Here is a 16,967-nt window from a genome sequence, read left to right as displayed (position 1 = left end):
CTGCCCTCACCGGTCCTTGAGCTTGTCGAAAGGACGGGCTCAACCACCGGGGACAGATGGCCCGCGGCGAACGATGGTTCGTCTCGTATCCTGAACGCGTGACGCAGCCACAGCCGTACCCCGCGCCCGGGATGCCACCCGGGTACAACCCCGCCTACCGGGTGCAGCCGGCGATGCGGATGACCCGCAAGGTGGGCGCCCCGCTCGCGGCCTTGATCGTCATCGGGCTCCTGGCGGGGCTCGTCATGGCGCTGGCCGGCCTGGTCAACCCGCTGCTCTTCGCCTTCGGCCTCGTGCCGACCCTGATCTTCTTCGCGGGCGCGGTCCTCGCCTACCTGTGGCTGGACCGCTGGGAGCCCGAGCCGCTGCGTCTGCTCCTGTTCGCGTTCCTGTGGGGTGCCGGCGTGGCCGTCGTCGGCGCGCTCGTGGTGGGGACGGTGCTCAGCATCGTCGGCCTGTCGGATCCCGTCATCGACACCGTCGTCCAGGCGCCCGTCGTCGAGGAGGCGCTCAAAGGGGCGTTGCTGCTGGTCATGCTGACCGGCAGGCGGAGGGCCGAGATGAACTCCCTCACCGACTTCCTGGTGTACGCGGGCATGGTCGGCCTCGGGTTCGCCTTCGTCGAGGACCTGCTGTACATCTCCAGTTCCGAGTCGCTGGGTGGAGCGCTGCTGACGGCCGCCCTGCGGCTGATCATGGGCGTGTTCGCCCACCCGTTCTTCACCTCCGCGACCGCGATCGGCCTGTACCTGGCGACGCAGGCGCGCGGCGCCGGCCTGAAGGCGCTGTACGGCATCGGCGGGTACGTGGTTGCTGTCGCGCTGCACGCGATCTGGAACGGCTCCTCGCTGGCGGGCGGTCTCACCGGGTATCTCATCGCCTACGCCCTCGTGCTCGCGCCTCTCTTCGCGGGCCTGGTGTACCTGGCGGTCCGCACTCGCAACGCCGAGGGACGCACCGTCGCGCGACAGATCCCGCGCATGATGGCCGAGGGTCTCCTCATGCCCGAGGAGGCGTCCTGGCTGACAGGTCTCGGCACCCGCCGCACCCGGCTGCAGTCCGTCAAGGGCGTCGCCGGGTCCGACGCGGCGAAACAGGCGCGCCACTTCACGGACGTGGTCACCGAGCTGGCGTTCGTGCGGGACCGGATCGACGCCGGACGCGGCACCCCGGAGACCGCGCGGACGGAGGCCGAGCTCGTGGAGGCGGTCCGGGTCGAGCGGGCGCTCGCGTTGCCCGGCCTCGTGAAGGCATGGCAGGCCGGCCACGCCGTCCCGGAGCCGGTGATCCCCGCGGCCGGGGCCACGCCGCCGTGGCCGTCCGCCCAGCCTCCCCAGCCGTGGCCGTCCGCCCAGCCTCCCCAGCCGTGGCCGTCCGCCCAGCCTCCCCAGCCGTGGCCGCCCGCCCAGCCTCCCCAGCAGCAGGGCGGCGGTGACGCGCCGGGCCCGCGGATCCCAGGATCGCCCTGAGCACGGCGACCGTGGGAGCATGACCCCCATGTCTGCAGTCGATTCCCCTCCGGCCGAGGGGCCCGCGGCGATCGCCGGAGCCTCCGGTCGACCTGTGCTGCACCGCATCGCCCGGCTGCTGTCGCCCTACAAGGGCTGGCTCCTGCTGGTGGCGCTGGCCGTGCTGATCTCGGCCGCGTTGAGCGCGGTCGCTCCGTTCGTCACCCGTGCGGTCTTCGACGAGGCGCTCTTTCCTGTGCGACCGGACGGGACCATCGGCCGGCCCGATCTCGCCCTGCTGTACTGGCTGATCGCCGCCCTGATCGCGATCCCGCTCGTCAGCGCCCTGATCGGGGTCGGCCAGGCGTACCTGACCAATCGCGTGGGTAACTCGGCGATGGCGGACCTGCGGGTGGCGCTGTTCGAACACCTGGAGAAGATGGAGCTGGCGTTCTTCACCTCCACCAAGACCGGCGAGATCCAGTCCCGGCTGGCCAACGACGTCTCCGGTGTGCGCAACGTGCTGACCTCCACGGCCACGACGATCGTGCAGAACGTCGTCACGGTGGCCGCCGCCTTCGTCTCGATGATTCTGCTCAGTTGGCAGCTCACGATCATCTCGCTGGTGCTCATGCCGGTCTTCATGGTGATCCAGTTGAAGGTCGGCCGCCGTCGCAAGCGGCTTCAGAAGCGCACCCAGGAGAATCTCTCGGAGATGACGGCCATGACCGAGGAGTCGCTGGGCGTCTCCGGCGTGCTGCTGGCCAAGGTGTTCAATCGGGCCGACACCGAGGTGGAGCGCTACCGGCGGGCGAACCGGCGGCAGACCCGGCTGCAGCTCAAGCAGGCGATGACCGGCCAGACCTTCTTCTCGATCGTGTCGACGTTCTTCGGGCTCACCCCGGCGATCGTCTATCTGGTCGCGGGCCTGCTGATCAACGGCGGCACCCTGATCGGCGGGCAGGTGCTCACGGCGGGCACGATCATCGCCTACACGACGCTGCAGGCGCGACTGCAGCAGCCACTGGTCGGGCTGATGCGGGTGACCATGGACGTCCAGACCTCGTTCGCGTTGTTCACACGGCTGTTCGAGTATCTCGACATGGTGCCCGCGATCCGGGATCGCGCGGGTGCCGGACCGCTGGCCAAGGCCGAGGTGCGCGGGCTGGTGGAACTGAGAGACGTCTGGTTCCGCTACCCGGCGCCCCGGGAGGTGGGCGCGGGCGTCGCCGACCCGCGGAACGCTCAGGACGCCGCCCGTAAACAGCGCCGCTCCAGCCGGTACGGCCGGCACTACCGTGCGCTCGAGGTGCCTGCGGTCGCGGTGCTCCCCGACGGCGCGGGCGCCATGGTGACCCGGGCGGCAGCCGTCCCGGGCATGGCTGCCGCGGTGGCGGTGTCCAGCCCCGGGAGTCCTGCGTCGCCACCGGACGACGGGCAGCAGGACGACGGCGCGAAGAGCGACGGCCCGATCGGCGGCGCCGAGCGCTGGACGATCGCGGGGGTCTCGCTCACGGTGCGCCCGGGACAGTTGGCGGCGATCGTGGGGCCGTCCGGTTCGGGCAAGACGACGCTCACCTACTTGATCCCGCGGCTGCACGAGGTCACGCAGGGTGCCGTCCTGATCGACGGGCAGGACGTGCGCGACATCACCCTCGGCTCGCTGGCCGACGTCGTCGGCATGGTCACCCAGGAGCCGTACCTCTTCCACGGCACCATCACCGAGAACCTGCGCTATGCCCGCGCCGACGCCTCGGACGCCGAGATCGTCGAGGCGTGCCGGTCGGCGAACATCCACGACCGGATCATGAGCTTCGCCGACGGCTACGAGACGATCACCGGAGAGCGCGGATTCCGGCTCTCCGGTGGCGAGAAGCAGCGCCTGGCGATCGCCCGGGTGCTGATCAAGGATCCGCGCATCCTGATCCTGGACGAGGCCACCTCCGCCCTGGACACCGCGACCGAGCGGCTGGTGCAGGAGGCGCTGGAGTGCGTCATGGCCGACCGGACGACCTTCGCGATCGCCCACCGGCTGTCGACCATCATGAGTGCCGACGTGATCTTCGGGATCGCCGACGGGCGGCTCGTCGAGCAGGGCACCCACGCGGAGCTGCTCGCCGCGGGTGGGCTGTACGCCAAGCTCTACGAGGAGCAGTTCGGCGGCGGCACCGTGGAGGCGCGCTTCGACGACGCGGTCGTGTTCACCGACGGCACCACGCTCGTCCACCGCCCTGGTCCGCCCAAGGCCGACATGCCGGTGTGAGGATCCGCAGCGTTCCCCGTGCCGCGCGGCGCTAGTGTTCGCAGCATGGCTGTGCAGACGCAACTCGTGGCGGTCATGGGACGGGGTGTCGTCGAGCCCGACGAGCCGTTCGTGACGGCGTCCGACCTCGGCCTCACGCGCGGTGACGGGTGCTTCGACGCCATGCGGCTGGTCGCCGGGCCGTCCGGCTCGCACATCGACCACCGCGCCGGGCATATGGCCCGGTTCGCGCGGTCGTGCGCCGCCGCCGAGCTCGACATGGATCCGGTCGCGTGGGACGCACTCATCGATCAGGCGGTCGCCGCGTGGCAGGGCGAGGGCGAGGCCACGATCAAGATCGTGACGACGCGGGGCCCGGAGTTGCACCCCGGTACGCAGACGTCCTTCCTCACCGTCACCTCCCTGTCTCCCAGCGTGCTGGTCGACCGGCAGGGGATGTCGGTCGTGACGCTCAGCCGCGGATACGGTGCCGACCTGTTCGCGGACGTCCCGTGGCTGCTCGGCGGCGTGAAGGTGCTGGCGTACGCGGTCAACATGGCGGCCAGCCGCCATGCGCTCGCCGCCGGTGCTCGCGAGGCGCTGTTCGTGAGCAGTGACGGCTATGCGCTGGAGGCGCCGACGGCCGCCCTGCTGTGGCGCGCCGACGACACGCTGTGGACGACCCGGACGGGAGCGACCGGCATCCTGCACTCCATCACCGCGGCGGCGCTTCTCGACGCGGCGTCGGCGAACGGGGTGGCGACGGGGCGGGGGTTGATCCGGCCGGCCGAGATCACCGAGGGGTGGCTGGCATCGGCCGTGCGCGGCGTGTGCCCGATCACCGCCCTCGACGGACGGCGCCTGGAGGTCGATCCCGACCTGACCTGTCGGCTCGCGGCGCTCGCCGGTTTCTGACGGGCGGAGGCCCTCCGTTCCGCCCGCCCGGGCGCCCCGCGAGCGCTCCGTTCGACGCGTCCAGGTGTGCCGAGTGCTCCCAAACTGCCGGATTCGCGCCGCTTTCCGGCAGTTCGAGAGCGTTCGGCGGTGGGATTCGGGGGCGGGGTAGGCTCACGCGGAGCAGTCCAGCGGGAGGAGAGGGCTCCGATGCACCACGACGTCAGCAGCGACGACCTCGCCGCGCGACCGGCGTCCCGGGTCCCGGCGTCGTGATCGTCCGTGCGGGACGCTTCGGGCCGCGCTCACGGACCGGACGAGGGATCGACTGATGCCGGGCGCGCTGCCGGAGGGGCTTCCGGCTCCGGCCTCGGGTGAGCTGCCGGCGACGGCGCTCGCCGAACTCGGACGACGGCCGTTCGGCCTGTACGTCCACGTGCCGTTTTGCGCGAGCCGCTGCGGGTACTGCGACTTCAACACCTACACGGCCGCGGAACTGGGTGCGGAGCCTGGGACCAGTCAGGACGCGTACCTCGCGGCCGTGTCGTCCGAGGTGCGCCTCGCCGCGCGTGTCCTCGGCCCGTCCCGGCCGCCCGTCGCGACGGTCTTCTTCGGCGGCGGCACGCCCACCCTGCTCGCGCCGGATGTCCTCACCGGCATCCTCGCCGAGGTCCGGACGTGGTTCGACCTCGAGCCCGGCTGTGAGGTGACGACCGAGGCGAACCCGGAGTCGGTCACGGCCGACTCCCTGGCCGTGCTGCGCGACGGCGGGATCAACCGCGTGTCGTTCGGAATGCAGTCGATCGTTCCGCACGTGCTGCGCGTGCTGGAGCGTCGGCACTCGCCCGGGCGCGCCGTCGACGCCGTTTCGTGGGCGCGGCAGGCGGGCTTCTCCTCGGTGAGCCTCGACCTCATCTACGGCACGCCCGGGGAGTCCGTGGCGGATTGGGAGGAGTCGCTGCGCGCGGCGATCGCCGCCGCACCCGATCACGTGTCGGCGTACTCGCTGATCGTGGAGGAGGGAACGCGGCTCGGCCACAGGGTCTCCCGCGGCGAGATGCCCGCACCCGACGAGGACGACCTGGCGGACAAGTACACCGTCGCCGACGACCTGCTGGCGGGCGCGGGATATGCCTGGTACGAGGTCAGCAACTGGGCCCGGCCCGGGCATGCCTGCCGGCACAACCTCGGGTACTGGCTGTCGGCGGACTGGTGGGGGATCGGCCCCGGCGCCCACAGCCACGTCGGCGGGGTGCGGTGGTGGAACGTCCGCCACCCGCGCGACTATGCGGCCGCGCTCGCGAGCCGCTCACCGGCGGCGGGACGTGAACTCCTCACCGCAGCCGAGCGCCGCACCGAGCGGGTGCTGCTGGAATCGCGGCTCTCGACGGGGCTGCCGGTGGGACTGCTCGGGGCCGAGGCCCGGCGCGCGCTCGCCGGGCTGCGCGACGACGGCCTGGTCGACGGCGCCGATCCCGTCGTGCTGACGCGCCGCGGCAGATTGCTCGCCGACCTCGTCGCGCGGGACCTGACCTGACCTGCGCCACGGGGCCACACCGCCGGGTGGGCGCTGACCGCCAGGTTGTGAGGCATACGGGCCCGGTGAGCGTGGCCGGGGGACGGTGATCGCCAGGTTGTGAGGCATACGGTCCGGGATCCGGGTCTGGTAGCACGCACAAAGTGGCGGTCACCGGGCGGAGGCGGGGATGTCCCCGCCCGTATGCCGTGCAACGTGGCGGTCACCGGTGACGGAGGGCGAGGACGGCCGTCCACCGGACCGGCGTGCCTCGCGACCGAACCCCACAGAGCATTGCCGTGCGTCGGAGGGCGTCGTCCGCGGCAGGCGTCGGCCGCCGGCCCGAGGACGACGCCCGCGCGCGCCCCCAGGCCTACTTCTTCTTGGGCGACTTCTGCTTCGGTGCCTTCGGGGTCTTCTGCTTCTTGCCGGTGGCCGCCACGAGCAGCAGCCCGCCGATGAGCCCGAGGTTCTTCAGGACCTGCGACTGGTTGATCGAGCGGGCCTTGGGGTCGTCCATGGTCCAGAAGGGGTGCCCGATGAGCGTCGTCGGGATGAGGGACGCGATGAGGGCGGCGGCCGACAGCCGCGGGAGGACGCCCAGGGCGAGCGTGGCGCCTGCCCCGGCCATGATGGCGCCGTTGGCCTTCACGAGGTACTCCGCGCCGTTCTCGCCGAGATCCATCGGCACCTTGTCGAGGGTCTGCTGCACGGCCTTGACGCGGCCGCCGGGCTGCGTCACCTGGTTGTAACCGCCCGAGACGAACACGCTCGCGAGCAGTGGACGGGCGATGATTCCGATTCCCATGGATCTTCCTTCGTCGTTCCCTTGCGCTGAGACAGCGATTCCAGCGGTGGATGCCGGTGCTCACGAGTTTAGGAGCGCCCCGTCACCGCCGCTGGCGCGGCGATCTTCCGGTCCCTCTGACGGGTCGGCGGAGCGGCGGTGCGTCCCGGCGCTCCCGGCGAGACGCTCTATGGTGGCCGGGTGCCAGGAGATCGATACACCGGTGATGTGCTCCGTCCCGGGTGGCAGCAGGCCCACATGAAGAAGTCGGTGCCCGTTCCCGCGCGGCCGGGCATGGTGGTCGAGGTGCCGGCTGTCGATTTCGTGGGCGCCGTCGTCCGGCTGGAGATGGGCATCGTGGTGCTGGAGGACCGCAACGGTCGTCGCCGCAGCTTTCCCCTCGGCGGCGGGTTCCTGCTGGAGGGTCGGCCTGTGGTGCTCGAGGCTCCGGCCCGCGCCGCCGCGCCGCGAGCCACCCACACGGCGTCGGGTTCTCGCGCCGCCCCTGCGACACGGGCGGTCGTGGCCCGGGCGAGCCGCATCTACGTCGAGGGCCGGCACGACGCCGAGCTCGTCGAGAAGGTGTGGGGAGACGACCTGCGCTATGTCGGCGTCGTCGTGGAGTACCTGGAGGGCGTCGACCGCCTCGCCGACATCGTCGCGGAGTTCCGGCCCCGCCCCGGGCACCGGTTGGGCGTCCTCGTCGATCACCTCGTCCCGGGCAGCAAGGAGTCGCGGATCGCCGCGGCCGTGTCGGCCGGGCCCGGCGGCGGCGACGTCCTCATCACCGGCCACCGGTTCGTCGACATCTGGCAGGCCGTCAAGCCCGACAGGCTCGGGCTTCGCCGCTGGCCCGACATCCCCCGCGACACGGAGTGGAAGGTCGGGGCGTGCCGGGCGCTGGGATGGCCCGCGGACGATCAGGCCGACATCGCCCGGGCGTGGCGGCGCATCCTCGGCCGGGTCGAGAACTGGAACCATCTCGAACGTGACCTGCTCACCGCCGTCGAACGTCTCATCGACTTCGTCACCGAGGACGTCTCCGGCAGCGAGTGAGCGGCCCTTCCACCTGCTGGCGGGGGCCGTCCCGCCCCGGCCCATGTGCGAGTCTGGGGACATGCAGACCGCGGACATCGCCGACCTCATCGTGGAAGCCGCCGAGCGGATCATCCTCCCTCGCTATCAGGCACTGGGCGCGGGCGAGGTGATGGAGAAGAAGCCGGGTGACTACGTCACGGTGGCCGACCAGCAGACCGAGGTGTACCTCACGGAGCGCCTTCGCGCCGCCTATCCCGATGCCGCCGTGCTCGGCGAGGAGGCATCGGTCACCGATCCGTCGCTCGTCGAGGCATTCGACGCGGCCGGTCACGGCTGGGTGATGGATCCCATCGACGGCACGAAGAACTTTGTCAACGGCAGCCCCGACTTCGCGGTGATGCTCGCCGAGACGCGTGACGGCACGGTCGAGCGGAGCTGGATCTGGCAACCGATCCACCGCCGCATGTACATCGCGGAGCGCGGGCGCGGCGCGACGCGCAACGGAACGCCGATCACGACCGCGCCTGCCGCGCATCCGTTCCGTGGGGTCGCCGACCGGCGGTGGGTCGGCGAGACGATGGGCGGTGCGGCGTCGCCCGTCCGGTTGCAGGCCATGTGCGCGGGGGTCGACTATCCGCTGCTCGCCGAGGGCGTGCACGACTTCATGATCTACCGCGGGCAGAACAGTTGGGACCACCTGCCGGGCATCGGGATCGTCACCGAGGCCGGAGCGGTGGCCCGCACGTACGAAGGGGTCGACTACGGTCCCGGGGTACACGGCAGCTACCTGATCGTGGCGCGGGACGATCGGGCCTGGCGGGAGCTTCGCGCGGGGGCGCCTGTCCCGCAGTGAGTCGTCACCCGTACGGGTGACAAGGCTGTGTGGACGCGTCGTGCGAGGACTGTCCTTCCGGGAGCGTGGATGCCACCTCATCCACCTCAAGCCCCAAGGAAATAGAGCAATGACGCTCAGGCTCGTCCCCGCCCTCGTCTCCGCAACCGCCATCGGCGTGCTCGCCGGTTTGCTCGCCACGCCGCCCGTCGCGGTTGCCGATCCGGGACCCACCGGCGGCGGTTCGCCCGGCACGGGCACCCCCTACAAGATGACCTCTCAGGACAGGTCGAAAGCCGAGATGGTCGAGAAGTGGGCGAAGGCCCAGGCGGCCGGCGACTACCAGGCGGCCGCCCAGGCTGTTGCCGGCTACGACACGGCCAGCACCGGTGCGGTGTCGGCCGTCAAGACGCGCGCCGGCTCCGACACAGGGCCGATCCCGTACTCGTCCACCATTCCGGGCTTCGCACACGTCGCCCAGCAGAACGGCTACTTCTGCGGCCCGGCGTCGGGATTGATGATCCTCAAGATGTCCTACAACAAGAAGAGCCGAGTTGACGGCTCCTCGCCGTCGCAGAACGCGCTGGCCAACGGAAATCACATGCGAACCGCAGCGAACAGGAAGACCGACTGGGGGTCCGGCTTGTTCGCCAAGGGTCTGAACAAGTGGACCGGCAAGCCGACCTGGTACGGGCAACTCAACTCCCCGTCGGTGACCCAGACCAAGAACGCGTTGATGTGGAGCATCTACCTGGACAAGAAGCCCGTCGCCGCCGATACCGTCGAGTTCGCCGGGGGAAACCACTACAACAGCCATCCCAGGGGTTCGACCATCGGCCATTGGATCGTCGCCTACAGCTACACCAACAAGGGAGCCCGGGCGACCTGGGCGGATCCGGGAGCAACAGCGAAGGTCTTTCCGTACGCCAAGAAGACATTCGCCGCTGACACGGGATCGTTTAACGCATACCTGAAGTCGAACGGGATCGCATACTGATGAGGTTCCAGCAGTGGGTCGTGGCCGGGGCGATGCTCGCCCTGGTCACGGCGTGTACCGCGCCGGTGTCGCCCGCGCCGTCCACGGTGAGTGGTCCGGCGGTGTCCGTGTCGTCGGGCACGCCGACCGCGATACCCGGCTATGTGGAGGCCCGCGAGGGCGTCGACTACGAGGTGCTGTTCGACGTCCCCAATCCCCGCCCCGACGGCAAGACCGATGTTGTGCTGACGGTCACCCCTGACGGCCGGGCGCTCGTGGGCCGCAGCACACGGGCGATCCCGCTCAACCAGGATGAGATCCTGGTCAAGACTGCCCACGGAGAGCGTTCTCTGCCTCAGGTGCTGGGCGGAGCGCCTCGACAGGCCATCGCCGCCGTCGCGAACGACACCGACATGGTATGGCTTGAGACCTCAAGCACCAGCCTTGTCGAGGCCGGCTGGGATCTGTTCACCGCCGACAACAAGGGGCATGTGCGCCACCTTGCCAGCTCCGACGACTACGGCGGCGACACCGCCCCACCCATAACCGACTACCTCCCTCTCGCGCTCGACGCGTCCCGCGCCTACCTGGGCATCCCCATGCCTCGCAAGGACCGGAAGAACCCTGCCGACCCGAGCGACTACTACAACGCCATCCTTGCGGTCCCTCTTGACGGCAGCACTCCCGAGATCCTTGTCGACGACGCTCGCCTGGCTGCCACTGGCAGCGACGGCATCCACTTCGTCCGCACGCAAGGCATCCGCACAACCGATCTCGACAGGCCACCACCCACCGGCCCAATGCCGGCCGGCGGCGTCGCGGAGTTCGGTGTCATCCCCTCTGGTGGCGGCGCGCCCCGGATCGTCCACACCGAGAAGATCGCCGGGCCTTACGACGTCTCCTACCAATGCACTGTCGGCGATAGCCTCGCGTGGCTTACCGGCGCACTCAACCAAGGAGATCGCGGCCGCATCACGATTCTCGCTCCTGACGGCACGACGACGATCATCCCGCTGTACGAGAGCGGCCTCGCCTCCTACCTCACGTGCGGTGACGGTCTCATCGCCTGGGCCGGTGGCGGTGAGGACGGCATGACCGAGGACATCCACGAGGACACCGGCCAGTACGTCTATTCGCTCGCCACCAGGACCACCTGGAGAATCGGCGAGAACGACATCGTGAGCACATCGCTCGTCAACGGAAAGATCGTCATGGTGTCCACCCCGGCGCAGAACGAAACCGGCCCCGTCGGCTCCCGCGTGCTTCGCTGGCTCCACTGAATCCGAGGATCACTGGTGAGGATCGAACGTTGGGTGTGGCCGGGGTGGTGCTGGCTCTGGTCACGGCGTGCACCGCGCCGGTGTCGCCCGCGCCGTCCACGGTGAGCGGGCCGGCGGTGTCCGTGTCGTCGGGCACGCCGACCGCGATCCCTGGCTATGTGGAGGCTCGCGAGGGCGTCGACTACGAGGTGCTGTTCGACGTGCCCAACCCGCGCCCCGACGGCAGGACCGACGGTGTGCTGGCGGTCACTCCCGACGGTCAGGCGCTTGTGAAACGAATGAAGCAGACGGTGCCGCTCAGCGAGCACTCCCAGGTCCTGCTGAAGACGGCGGACGGCGAACGCGTCCTGCCTCGAGTCCTGGCCGGGCCGCCGCGGGTCGCCATCTACGGTGCCGCCCACGGCGTCAACACGGCCTGGCTCGAAACCTCCAGCACCCAGGCGGGACTCACTGATTGGGACCTGTTCGGCGCCGACAACGACGGGCACGTCCGTCACCTCGCCGCTTCGGGCGACTACGACGCCGGCGACGGCCCGTCCCCGCCCGAGGCGACGCCCGTGGTCGTCGATGCCACCCGCGCCTACTTCACCGTCGTCCTCCCGCGGAAGAACCGGGGCACGGGAAACGAACGCGAGTACCGCCGCGCCATCCTCGCTGCGCCCCTCGACGGCAGCCGGCCCACCATCATCGACGACGCCAGGCTGCCCGCCGTCGGCGCCGACGGCCTTCACTTCGTCCGCTCGACGGACATCCTGACCTGGGACGACTCCACCACACCGGCCCGGGGCGTCGCCGAGTTCGGCGTGATCCCGCCCGGCGGACAGTCCCGCATCGTCCACACCGAAAAGCTCGCGCCGGGCCGTGAGATCGTCGGCCACTGCGCCGTCGGCGACAATCTCGTATGGCTCACCAGCAACGACGCCGAGGGAGGCCGCGGGCACATCACGATCCTCGCGCCTGACGGCACCAGGACGACCATCCCTCTGAACGAGGACGGCTTCGCTTCCTACCTCACCTGCGGTGACGGTCTCATCGCCTGGTCGGGCGGCGGTGAGGACGGTACGACCGAGGACGCCCACGGGGACATCGGCCAGTACGTCTATTCGCTCGCCACGAGGACCACCTGGAGAATCGGCGAGAACGACATCGTGAGCGAATGCATGGTCAACGGAAAGATCGTCATGGTGTCCAGCCCGGCGCAGAACGAAACCGGCCCCGTCGGCTCCCGCGTGCTTCGCTGGCTCCACTGAATCGAGCAGAACCCCTTTCCCGATGGGGTACGCCGGCGTCGCGTGTCCGACGGCGTCGGCGAACACCGGCCGGAATCGCGAAACCCACCCCGACACGCCACACGAGCCAAGGCGGTGCACCACGAAGAACGTCGTCAACGGCAGCCCCGACTCCGCCGTCATGTTCGCCGAGACGCGCGCCGGCACGGTCGTCCGGAGCTGGATCTGGCAGCCTATCCACCGGCGCAGGTACATCGCGGAGCCGGGGGAGCGGGGCGACGTGCAACGGCACCGCGATCACGATGGCCCCCGCCGTCCGCCCCCTCTGCGGCGTCGCCGACAGGAGATGGGTCGGCAACACACGGGGAGGTGCGGCCGCGCCGATCGGGCTGCAGGCCGTGAGCACCGCCCGTTCCGATTTCTCCCTCCCCGGCGTAACAATCGTGTTACGGCCACCCTCCGGTGGCCGCCCGACCGGCGCCGAGCACCTCGCAGATCCTTAATGTACGCAGGGTGATCGCGACAGCGCCCGCCCCTTTGGTTCGCATTGAGGGCGTGCACAAGTACTTCGGGGATTTTCACGCGCTCAAAGGTGTGAACCTCGACATCGCCCGTGGCGAGAAGGTCGTGCTGCTCGGCGCGTCCGGATCGGGCAAGTCGACGCTGTGCCGCTGCATCAACCGGCTGGAGTCCGTCAGCTCCGGCACGATCGCGATCGACGGGGAGCCCCTCCCGCAGGAGGGGAAGGCCCTCGCGCGCCTGCGTGCCGAGGTCGGCATGGTGTTCCAGTCGTTCAACCTGTTCCCGCACTACACGGCCCAGCAGAACATCGCTCTCGCCCCCATGCACGTACGCCGGGTGCCCAGGGCGCAGGCCGAGCAGGAGGCGCGCGATCTGATCCACCGGGTCGGGCTGGCGGGCAAGGAGGACAGCTTCCCGGCCGAACTGTCCGGCGGGCAGCAGCAGCGAGTCGCGATCGCCCGCGCGCTGGCCATGCACCCCGAGATCATGCTGTTCGACGAGCCGACCTCCGCCCTCGACCCCGAGATGATCAAAGAGGTCCTGGACGTCATGTCCGAACTCGCCGCGGGCGGCATGACCATGCTCGTGGTCACCCACGAGATGGGATTCGCGCGCCACGCGTGCGACAGGGTCTGCTTCATGGACGAGGGTCAGATCGTGGAGCAGAACACACCCGACGCCTTCTTCACCGACCCGCAGACCGAACGTGCCAGGGACTTCCTCTCGAAGATCCTGGAGCACTGATTGGCACCCACAGGAAGGAAACATGTCCGTACAGATCACACGGCGGGGGCTGTTCACCGTCGCCGCCGGCGCGGGGGCCGCCGCCTTCCTCGCCGCATGCACCGGCCCGTCCGCAGGCCCGACCACGGGTGGGTCCGCCGCCCGGACCATCTCCCAGTCCACCTACGACGAGATCATCAAAGGGGGGGCCGGTCGCGGACGCGGCGGCCGTCAGCGCCAGCGCCTGGGCGTCCAGGATCAAGTCACAGGGCTTCATCAAGCGGGGTGGCTCCGAGACGGGCGCCATCTTCAGCCTGAAGGATCCGGTGACCGGCCGCGTCATCGGCTTCGACGCCGGGATCGGCGACCTGCTCTCGCGCTACATCACGGGCGGCGACGACCCGTCCAAGCTCACCCAGTTGTCGATCACCACCGTCGACACCCGTGAGACGATGCTCCAGAACAACACCGTCGACATCGTGGTGGCGACCTACTCGATCACCGAGAAGCGCGCCCAGAAGATCGCCTTCGCCGGTCCGTACTACTCCTCCGGCGCGTCCATCCAGGTGCGCAGCGACAACACGGCCATCAGCTCGGTCAGCGACCTGGAGGGCAAGACCATCGCCACCGAGTCGAACTCGACCGGCATCCAGGCCATCGAGGATCATGTGAAGAGCCCGAAGGACGTGCTGCTCTTCGCCGACAACGACTCCTGCATCCAGGCCGTGTCCCAGGGACGTGCGGACGCCTACGTCCTCGACGAGGCGATCCTGCTGGGCAACGCCGTGAAGAACGACCAGGTGAAGGTTGTCGGCCAGCCGTTCACGTCCGACCCCTACGGCGTCGGCCTCAACAAGGACGACCCGTCGGCGAAGGCGTTCGTCAACGACTTCCTGACGAAGATCTTCGAGTCGGGCGACTGGCTCAAGCTCTGGCAGGCGACTGTCGGCGTCTACGTCAGCGGAGGAACCCCGACCCCGCCGGCCCTCGGCTCGGTCAAGGGGAGCTGAGGCACCCGCGGGCGGGCGGCCCCGCCCGCCCGCGAACCGGACCATCGAGAGGTGCCGTGATCGAGATCCTGCGTGACAACGCCGGCTTCCTGGCGCAAGGGGCGCTGGTCACCGTCCTGCTGACGGTGATCGGATTCCTCGGTGCGTCCGTTCTCGGCACCGTTACCGCCATCTTCCGCGTGAGTCCCATCGCCCCCCTGCGGTGGGTCGGGACCATCTACGTCGAGTTCTTCCGCAACATTCCGCTGCTGAGCCTGCTCGTGCTCATCACCTTCGGGCTGCCCGAGATCGGCCTCCTCCTGCCGCTGTTCTGGTGCGGCGCGGTCGGGCTGATCCTCTCCGGATCGGCCTTCGTCTGCGAGACGGTGCGGTCGGGCATCAACACCGTCTCCCTCGGCCAGTCCGAGGCGGCTCGCGCCCTCGGCATGTCCTTCACCCAGCAGTTGCGGCTGATCATCCTCCCGCAGGCGTTCCGCAAGATGATCCAGCCGATGGTGAACGTCTTCATCGGCGTGCTGATCGGGTCGTCCCTCGTGGCGGCCGTCGGGGTCTCCGACATCACGAACGTCACCCAGCAGCTCAACATCCGCTACGCCGAGGCGGTCTTCCTCTTCCTGCTGTCCGGCGGGGTATACCTCCTCCTCGCGATGGGGGCCGGAGGCGTCGGCGGCGCACTCGAGCGCCGGCTGAGCCGGTCGCGGATCTCCTCCCGGGGGGCGAAGTGAGCGCAGCGCAGACCCGCGTCCTGTTCGACGAGCCCGGCCCACGCGGCCGAGTGACGATCGTCGTCTCGTCGATCGCCGTGTCGCTGCTCGTCGTCGCGGGGCTCGTCGCGGCGGTTCTGCAGTTCCGGGCGCACGGGCAGCTCGCCACCGACCGGTGGCAGCTCTTCCTCGACCCGGCAATCATCCGGTTCCTCGCAGAGGGCATCGGCCGGACCTTCCTCGCCACCGGCGTCGCGGCCGTGTTCTCCTATCCGCTCGGGCTCGTGCTGGCACTTGGCCGGCTCTCCCGCAACGGGGTTGTGAGCCGCGTGGCGGGCGGCTGGGTGGAGTTCTTCCGGTCGATCCCGATGCTGCTGGTGGTGTACGCGTTCCTGCTGGCCCTGCCACGGCTGGGCCAGGGCTTCGTCCTGCCCGTGTTCTGGATGCTCGTCGTCCCGATGATCCTCGTCAGCAGCGCGTCGACCGCCGAGGTCTTCCGGGCCGGCATCCGGGCCGTCGAGCCCGGCCAGTGGGAGGCGGCCGAGTCGCTGGGCATGGAGCACTCGACGCTGATGCGCCTGGTCGTTCTGCCGCAGGCCTTCCGCATCGTCCTGCCGAGCCTGCTCACCGGGCTCGTCTCGCTGCTCAAGGACTCCACGCTGGGCTACGTGGTGAGCTATCCGGAACTGATGCAGCAGGGCAAGACGCTCACGGCGTACTACAGCTACCTGATCCAGACCTACCTGATCGTCGCCGTCATCTACGTCCTGCTGAACCTCGCCCTCACCAAGCTCGCCGAAAGCCTGCAGGCACGGGGCAACAGGAAGACCGCCGCGCGGCCGGCGGGAGGGCAGCTCGCCGCCGCCATCGAGGCGACCCCCGCCCAGTGACCGGACCGATGACACACCGACCGCAAGGAGATGACCTCACCGCATGTGCCGACTGATGGGTGTCTGCACACCCTCAGCCACTCCGCTGACCGGGTCCGTTCCGGCGACGCTGGGGGCGTTCCGCGACCTCTCCCGCGTGCACAAGGACGGATGGGGTCTGGCCTGGCGCGGACACGGCGACGGGCTCGACGTGCGGCACGGGACGCTGCCCGGCTGGCAGGACCAGGAGTTCGAGGACGCCGTGAGATCCGTCGTCGGCGACCAGGTGCTCGTCCATCTCCGGCAGGCCAGCCCCGGCAGTCCGGTCGATCTCGCCAACTGTCACCCCTTCGCGGAGGGGGATGTCGCCTTCATGCACCAGGGGGACTTCTCCGTGAGCCGGCGGCTCCTCGACTTCTGTGCCACCGAGGGGGTGCGCCCGCGCCACGGAGGGACGGATTCGGAGCTGTACTTCGGGCTGGTCCTGCACCATGCGCGGAGCATGCCCTGGCACGAGGCGATCGCCGCCGCGGCCCGCCTCATCACGCGAGACGGGTGGATCGACGACCCCGCTGACGACCCCGAGGCTCTCAACTGCCTGCTCACCACGCCCGAGGCGATGTACGGCTTCGTGCAGTCGCAGCCGAAGAAGCTCCGCGCGACCTCGCCCGTCGACGCGTACGAACTGCGGTTGCTGGAGGCGCCGGACCGGGTGGTCTTCGCGTCCAGTGGGTGGGAGCTGCCCGGTGCCCGCGCGCTCCCGGAGCGGCACGTCATCGAGGTCGCGCGGGGATCGCTGCGGGTGATCGACCACGGCCTCGTCCCGCTCGGCTGACTGTGTGGGTTCAGCCTGGATGGTGGTCCGGTCCGTGAGCCTGTCGAAGGGATTCTGCGGTG

15 protein-coding genes are annotated in these 16,967 nt (G+C 69.8%); 14 read left to right on the top strand and 1 reads right to left on the bottom strand.

Annotated elements, in window-relative coordinates; genetic code table 11:
- Positions 1-98 precede the first annotated feature (98 nt).
- The 4 genes from G555_RS20330 to hemW all read left to right on the top strand — a co-directional run bounded on the left by G555_RS20330 (position 99) and on the right by hemW (position 6,121).
- Positions 99-1,469: a PrsW family intramembrane metalloprotease gene (locus G555_RS20330; protein ID WP_169337932.1), complete on the top strand. Its 1,371-nt coding sequence runs from the start codon at positions 99-101 to the stop codon at positions 1,467-1,469.
- 28 nt (positions 1,470-1,497) lie between these two features.
- Complete coding sequence (locus G555_RS23145) at positions 1,498-3,711, top strand: ABC transporter transmembrane domain-containing protein (protein WP_036923385.1); 2,214 nt, start codon at positions 1,498-1,500, stop codon at positions 3,709-3,711.
- Between the two features lie 45 nt (positions 3,712-3,756).
- The gene (locus tag G555_RS0114850) at positions 3,757-4,605 is read left to right on the top strand and encodes an aminotransferase class IV (RefSeq protein ID WP_051209342.1); all 849 of its coding nucleotides are present in this window, start codon (positions 3,757-3,759) and stop codon (positions 4,603-4,605) included.
- Positions 4,606-4,915: 310 nt separating this feature from the next.
- A complete protein-coding gene (gene hemW, locus G555_RS0114845) occupies positions 4,916-6,121 on the top strand; it encodes a radical SAM family heme chaperone HemW (RefSeq protein WP_028709480.1) in 1,206 nt (401 codons plus the stop codon).
- A 352-nt stretch (positions 6,122-6,473) separates the two neighbouring features.
- On the opposite strand, the gene G555_RS0114840 is transcribed toward hemW, so the two are convergent.
- Positions 6,474-6,908 carry a DoxX family protein gene (locus tag G555_RS0114840; protein ID WP_028709479.1) on the bottom strand — a complete coding sequence of 145 codons (435 nt, stop codon included), beginning with the start codon at positions 6,906-6,908 and terminating at the stop codon, positions 6,474-6,476.
- Between the two features lie 237 nt (positions 6,909-7,145).
- Here G555_RS0114840 and G555_RS0114835 point away from each other — a divergent pair, with 237 nt between their 5' ends.
- The 10 genes from G555_RS0114835 to G555_RS20315 all read left to right on the top strand — a co-directional run bounded on the left by G555_RS0114835 (position 7,146) and on the right by G555_RS20315 (position 16,905).
- Positions 7,146-7,943 (top strand): DUF3097 family protein, encoded by a 798-nt coding sequence (locus G555_RS0114835; RefSeq protein ID WP_051209427.1) that lies wholly within the window; start codon positions 7,146-7,148, stop codon positions 7,941-7,943.
- A 61-nt stretch (positions 7,944-8,004) separates the two neighbouring features.
- Positions 8,005-8,778, top strand: coding sequence for an inositol monophosphatase family protein (locus tag G555_RS0114830; protein ID WP_028709477.1), 774 nt, complete (start codon positions 8,005-8,007; stop codon positions 8,776-8,778).
- 109 nt (positions 8,779-8,887) lie between these two features.
- Entirely contained in the window at positions 8,888-9,754 is an 867-nt protein-coding gene (locus tag G555_RS0114825) for a C39 family peptidase (protein WP_028709476.1), read from the top strand.
- Positions 9,754-11,013: a hypothetical protein gene (locus G555_RS0114820; protein WP_028709475.1), complete on the top strand. Its 1,260-nt coding sequence runs from the start codon at positions 9,754-9,756 to the stop codon at positions 11,011-11,013. Before G555_RS0114825 ends, G555_RS0114820 begins: the two co-directional genes overlap by 1 nt.
- Before the next feature lie 29 nt (positions 11,014-11,042).
- The gene (locus G555_RS0114815; protein ID WP_156887583.1) at positions 11,043-12,263 is read left to right on the top strand and encodes a hypothetical protein; all 1,221 of its coding nucleotides are present in this window, start codon (positions 11,043-11,045) and stop codon (positions 12,261-12,263) included.
- Between the two features lie 495 nt (positions 12,264-12,758).
- Positions 12,759-13,508 carry an amino acid ABC transporter ATP-binding protein gene (locus G555_RS0114810; protein WP_425413854.1) on the top strand — a complete coding sequence of 250 codons (750 nt, stop codon included), beginning with the start codon at positions 12,759-12,761 and terminating at the stop codon, positions 13,506-13,508.
- Positions 13,509-13,813: 305 nt separating this feature from the next.
- A complete protein-coding gene (locus G555_RS22665; protein WP_051209340.1) occupies positions 13,814-14,497 on the top strand; it encodes a transporter substrate-binding domain-containing protein in 684 nt (227 codons plus the stop codon).
- Positions 14,498-14,553: 56 nt separating this feature from the next.
- Positions 14,554-15,222 (top strand): amino acid ABC transporter permease, encoded by a 669-nt coding sequence (locus G555_RS0114800; protein ID WP_211223274.1) that lies wholly within the window; start codon positions 14,554-14,556, stop codon positions 15,220-15,222.
- Positions 15,219-16,091 carry an amino acid ABC transporter permease gene (locus tag G555_RS0114795; protein ID WP_028709471.1) on the top strand — a complete coding sequence of 291 codons (873 nt, stop codon included), beginning with the start codon at positions 15,219-15,221 and terminating at the stop codon, positions 16,089-16,091. The genes G555_RS0114800 and G555_RS0114795 overlap by 4 nt, the downstream gene beginning before the upstream one ends.
- A 43-nt stretch (positions 16,092-16,134) precedes the next feature.
- Entirely contained in the window at positions 16,135-16,905 is a 771-nt protein-coding gene (locus tag G555_RS20315) for a class II glutamine amidotransferase (RefSeq protein ID WP_084635299.1), read from the top strand.
- Positions 16,906-16,967: the final 62 nt, after the last annotated feature.

This window comes from Propionicicella superfundia DSM 22317 (assembly GCF_000423465.1).
GTDB classification, from domain to species: domain Bacteria; phylum Actinomycetota; class Actinomycetes; order Propionibacteriales; family Propionibacteriaceae; genus Propionicicella; species Propionicicella superfundia.
The sequence above is the reverse complement of the archived record's forward strand: the minus strand, read 5'-3'. Positions and strand labels throughout refer to the sequence as shown.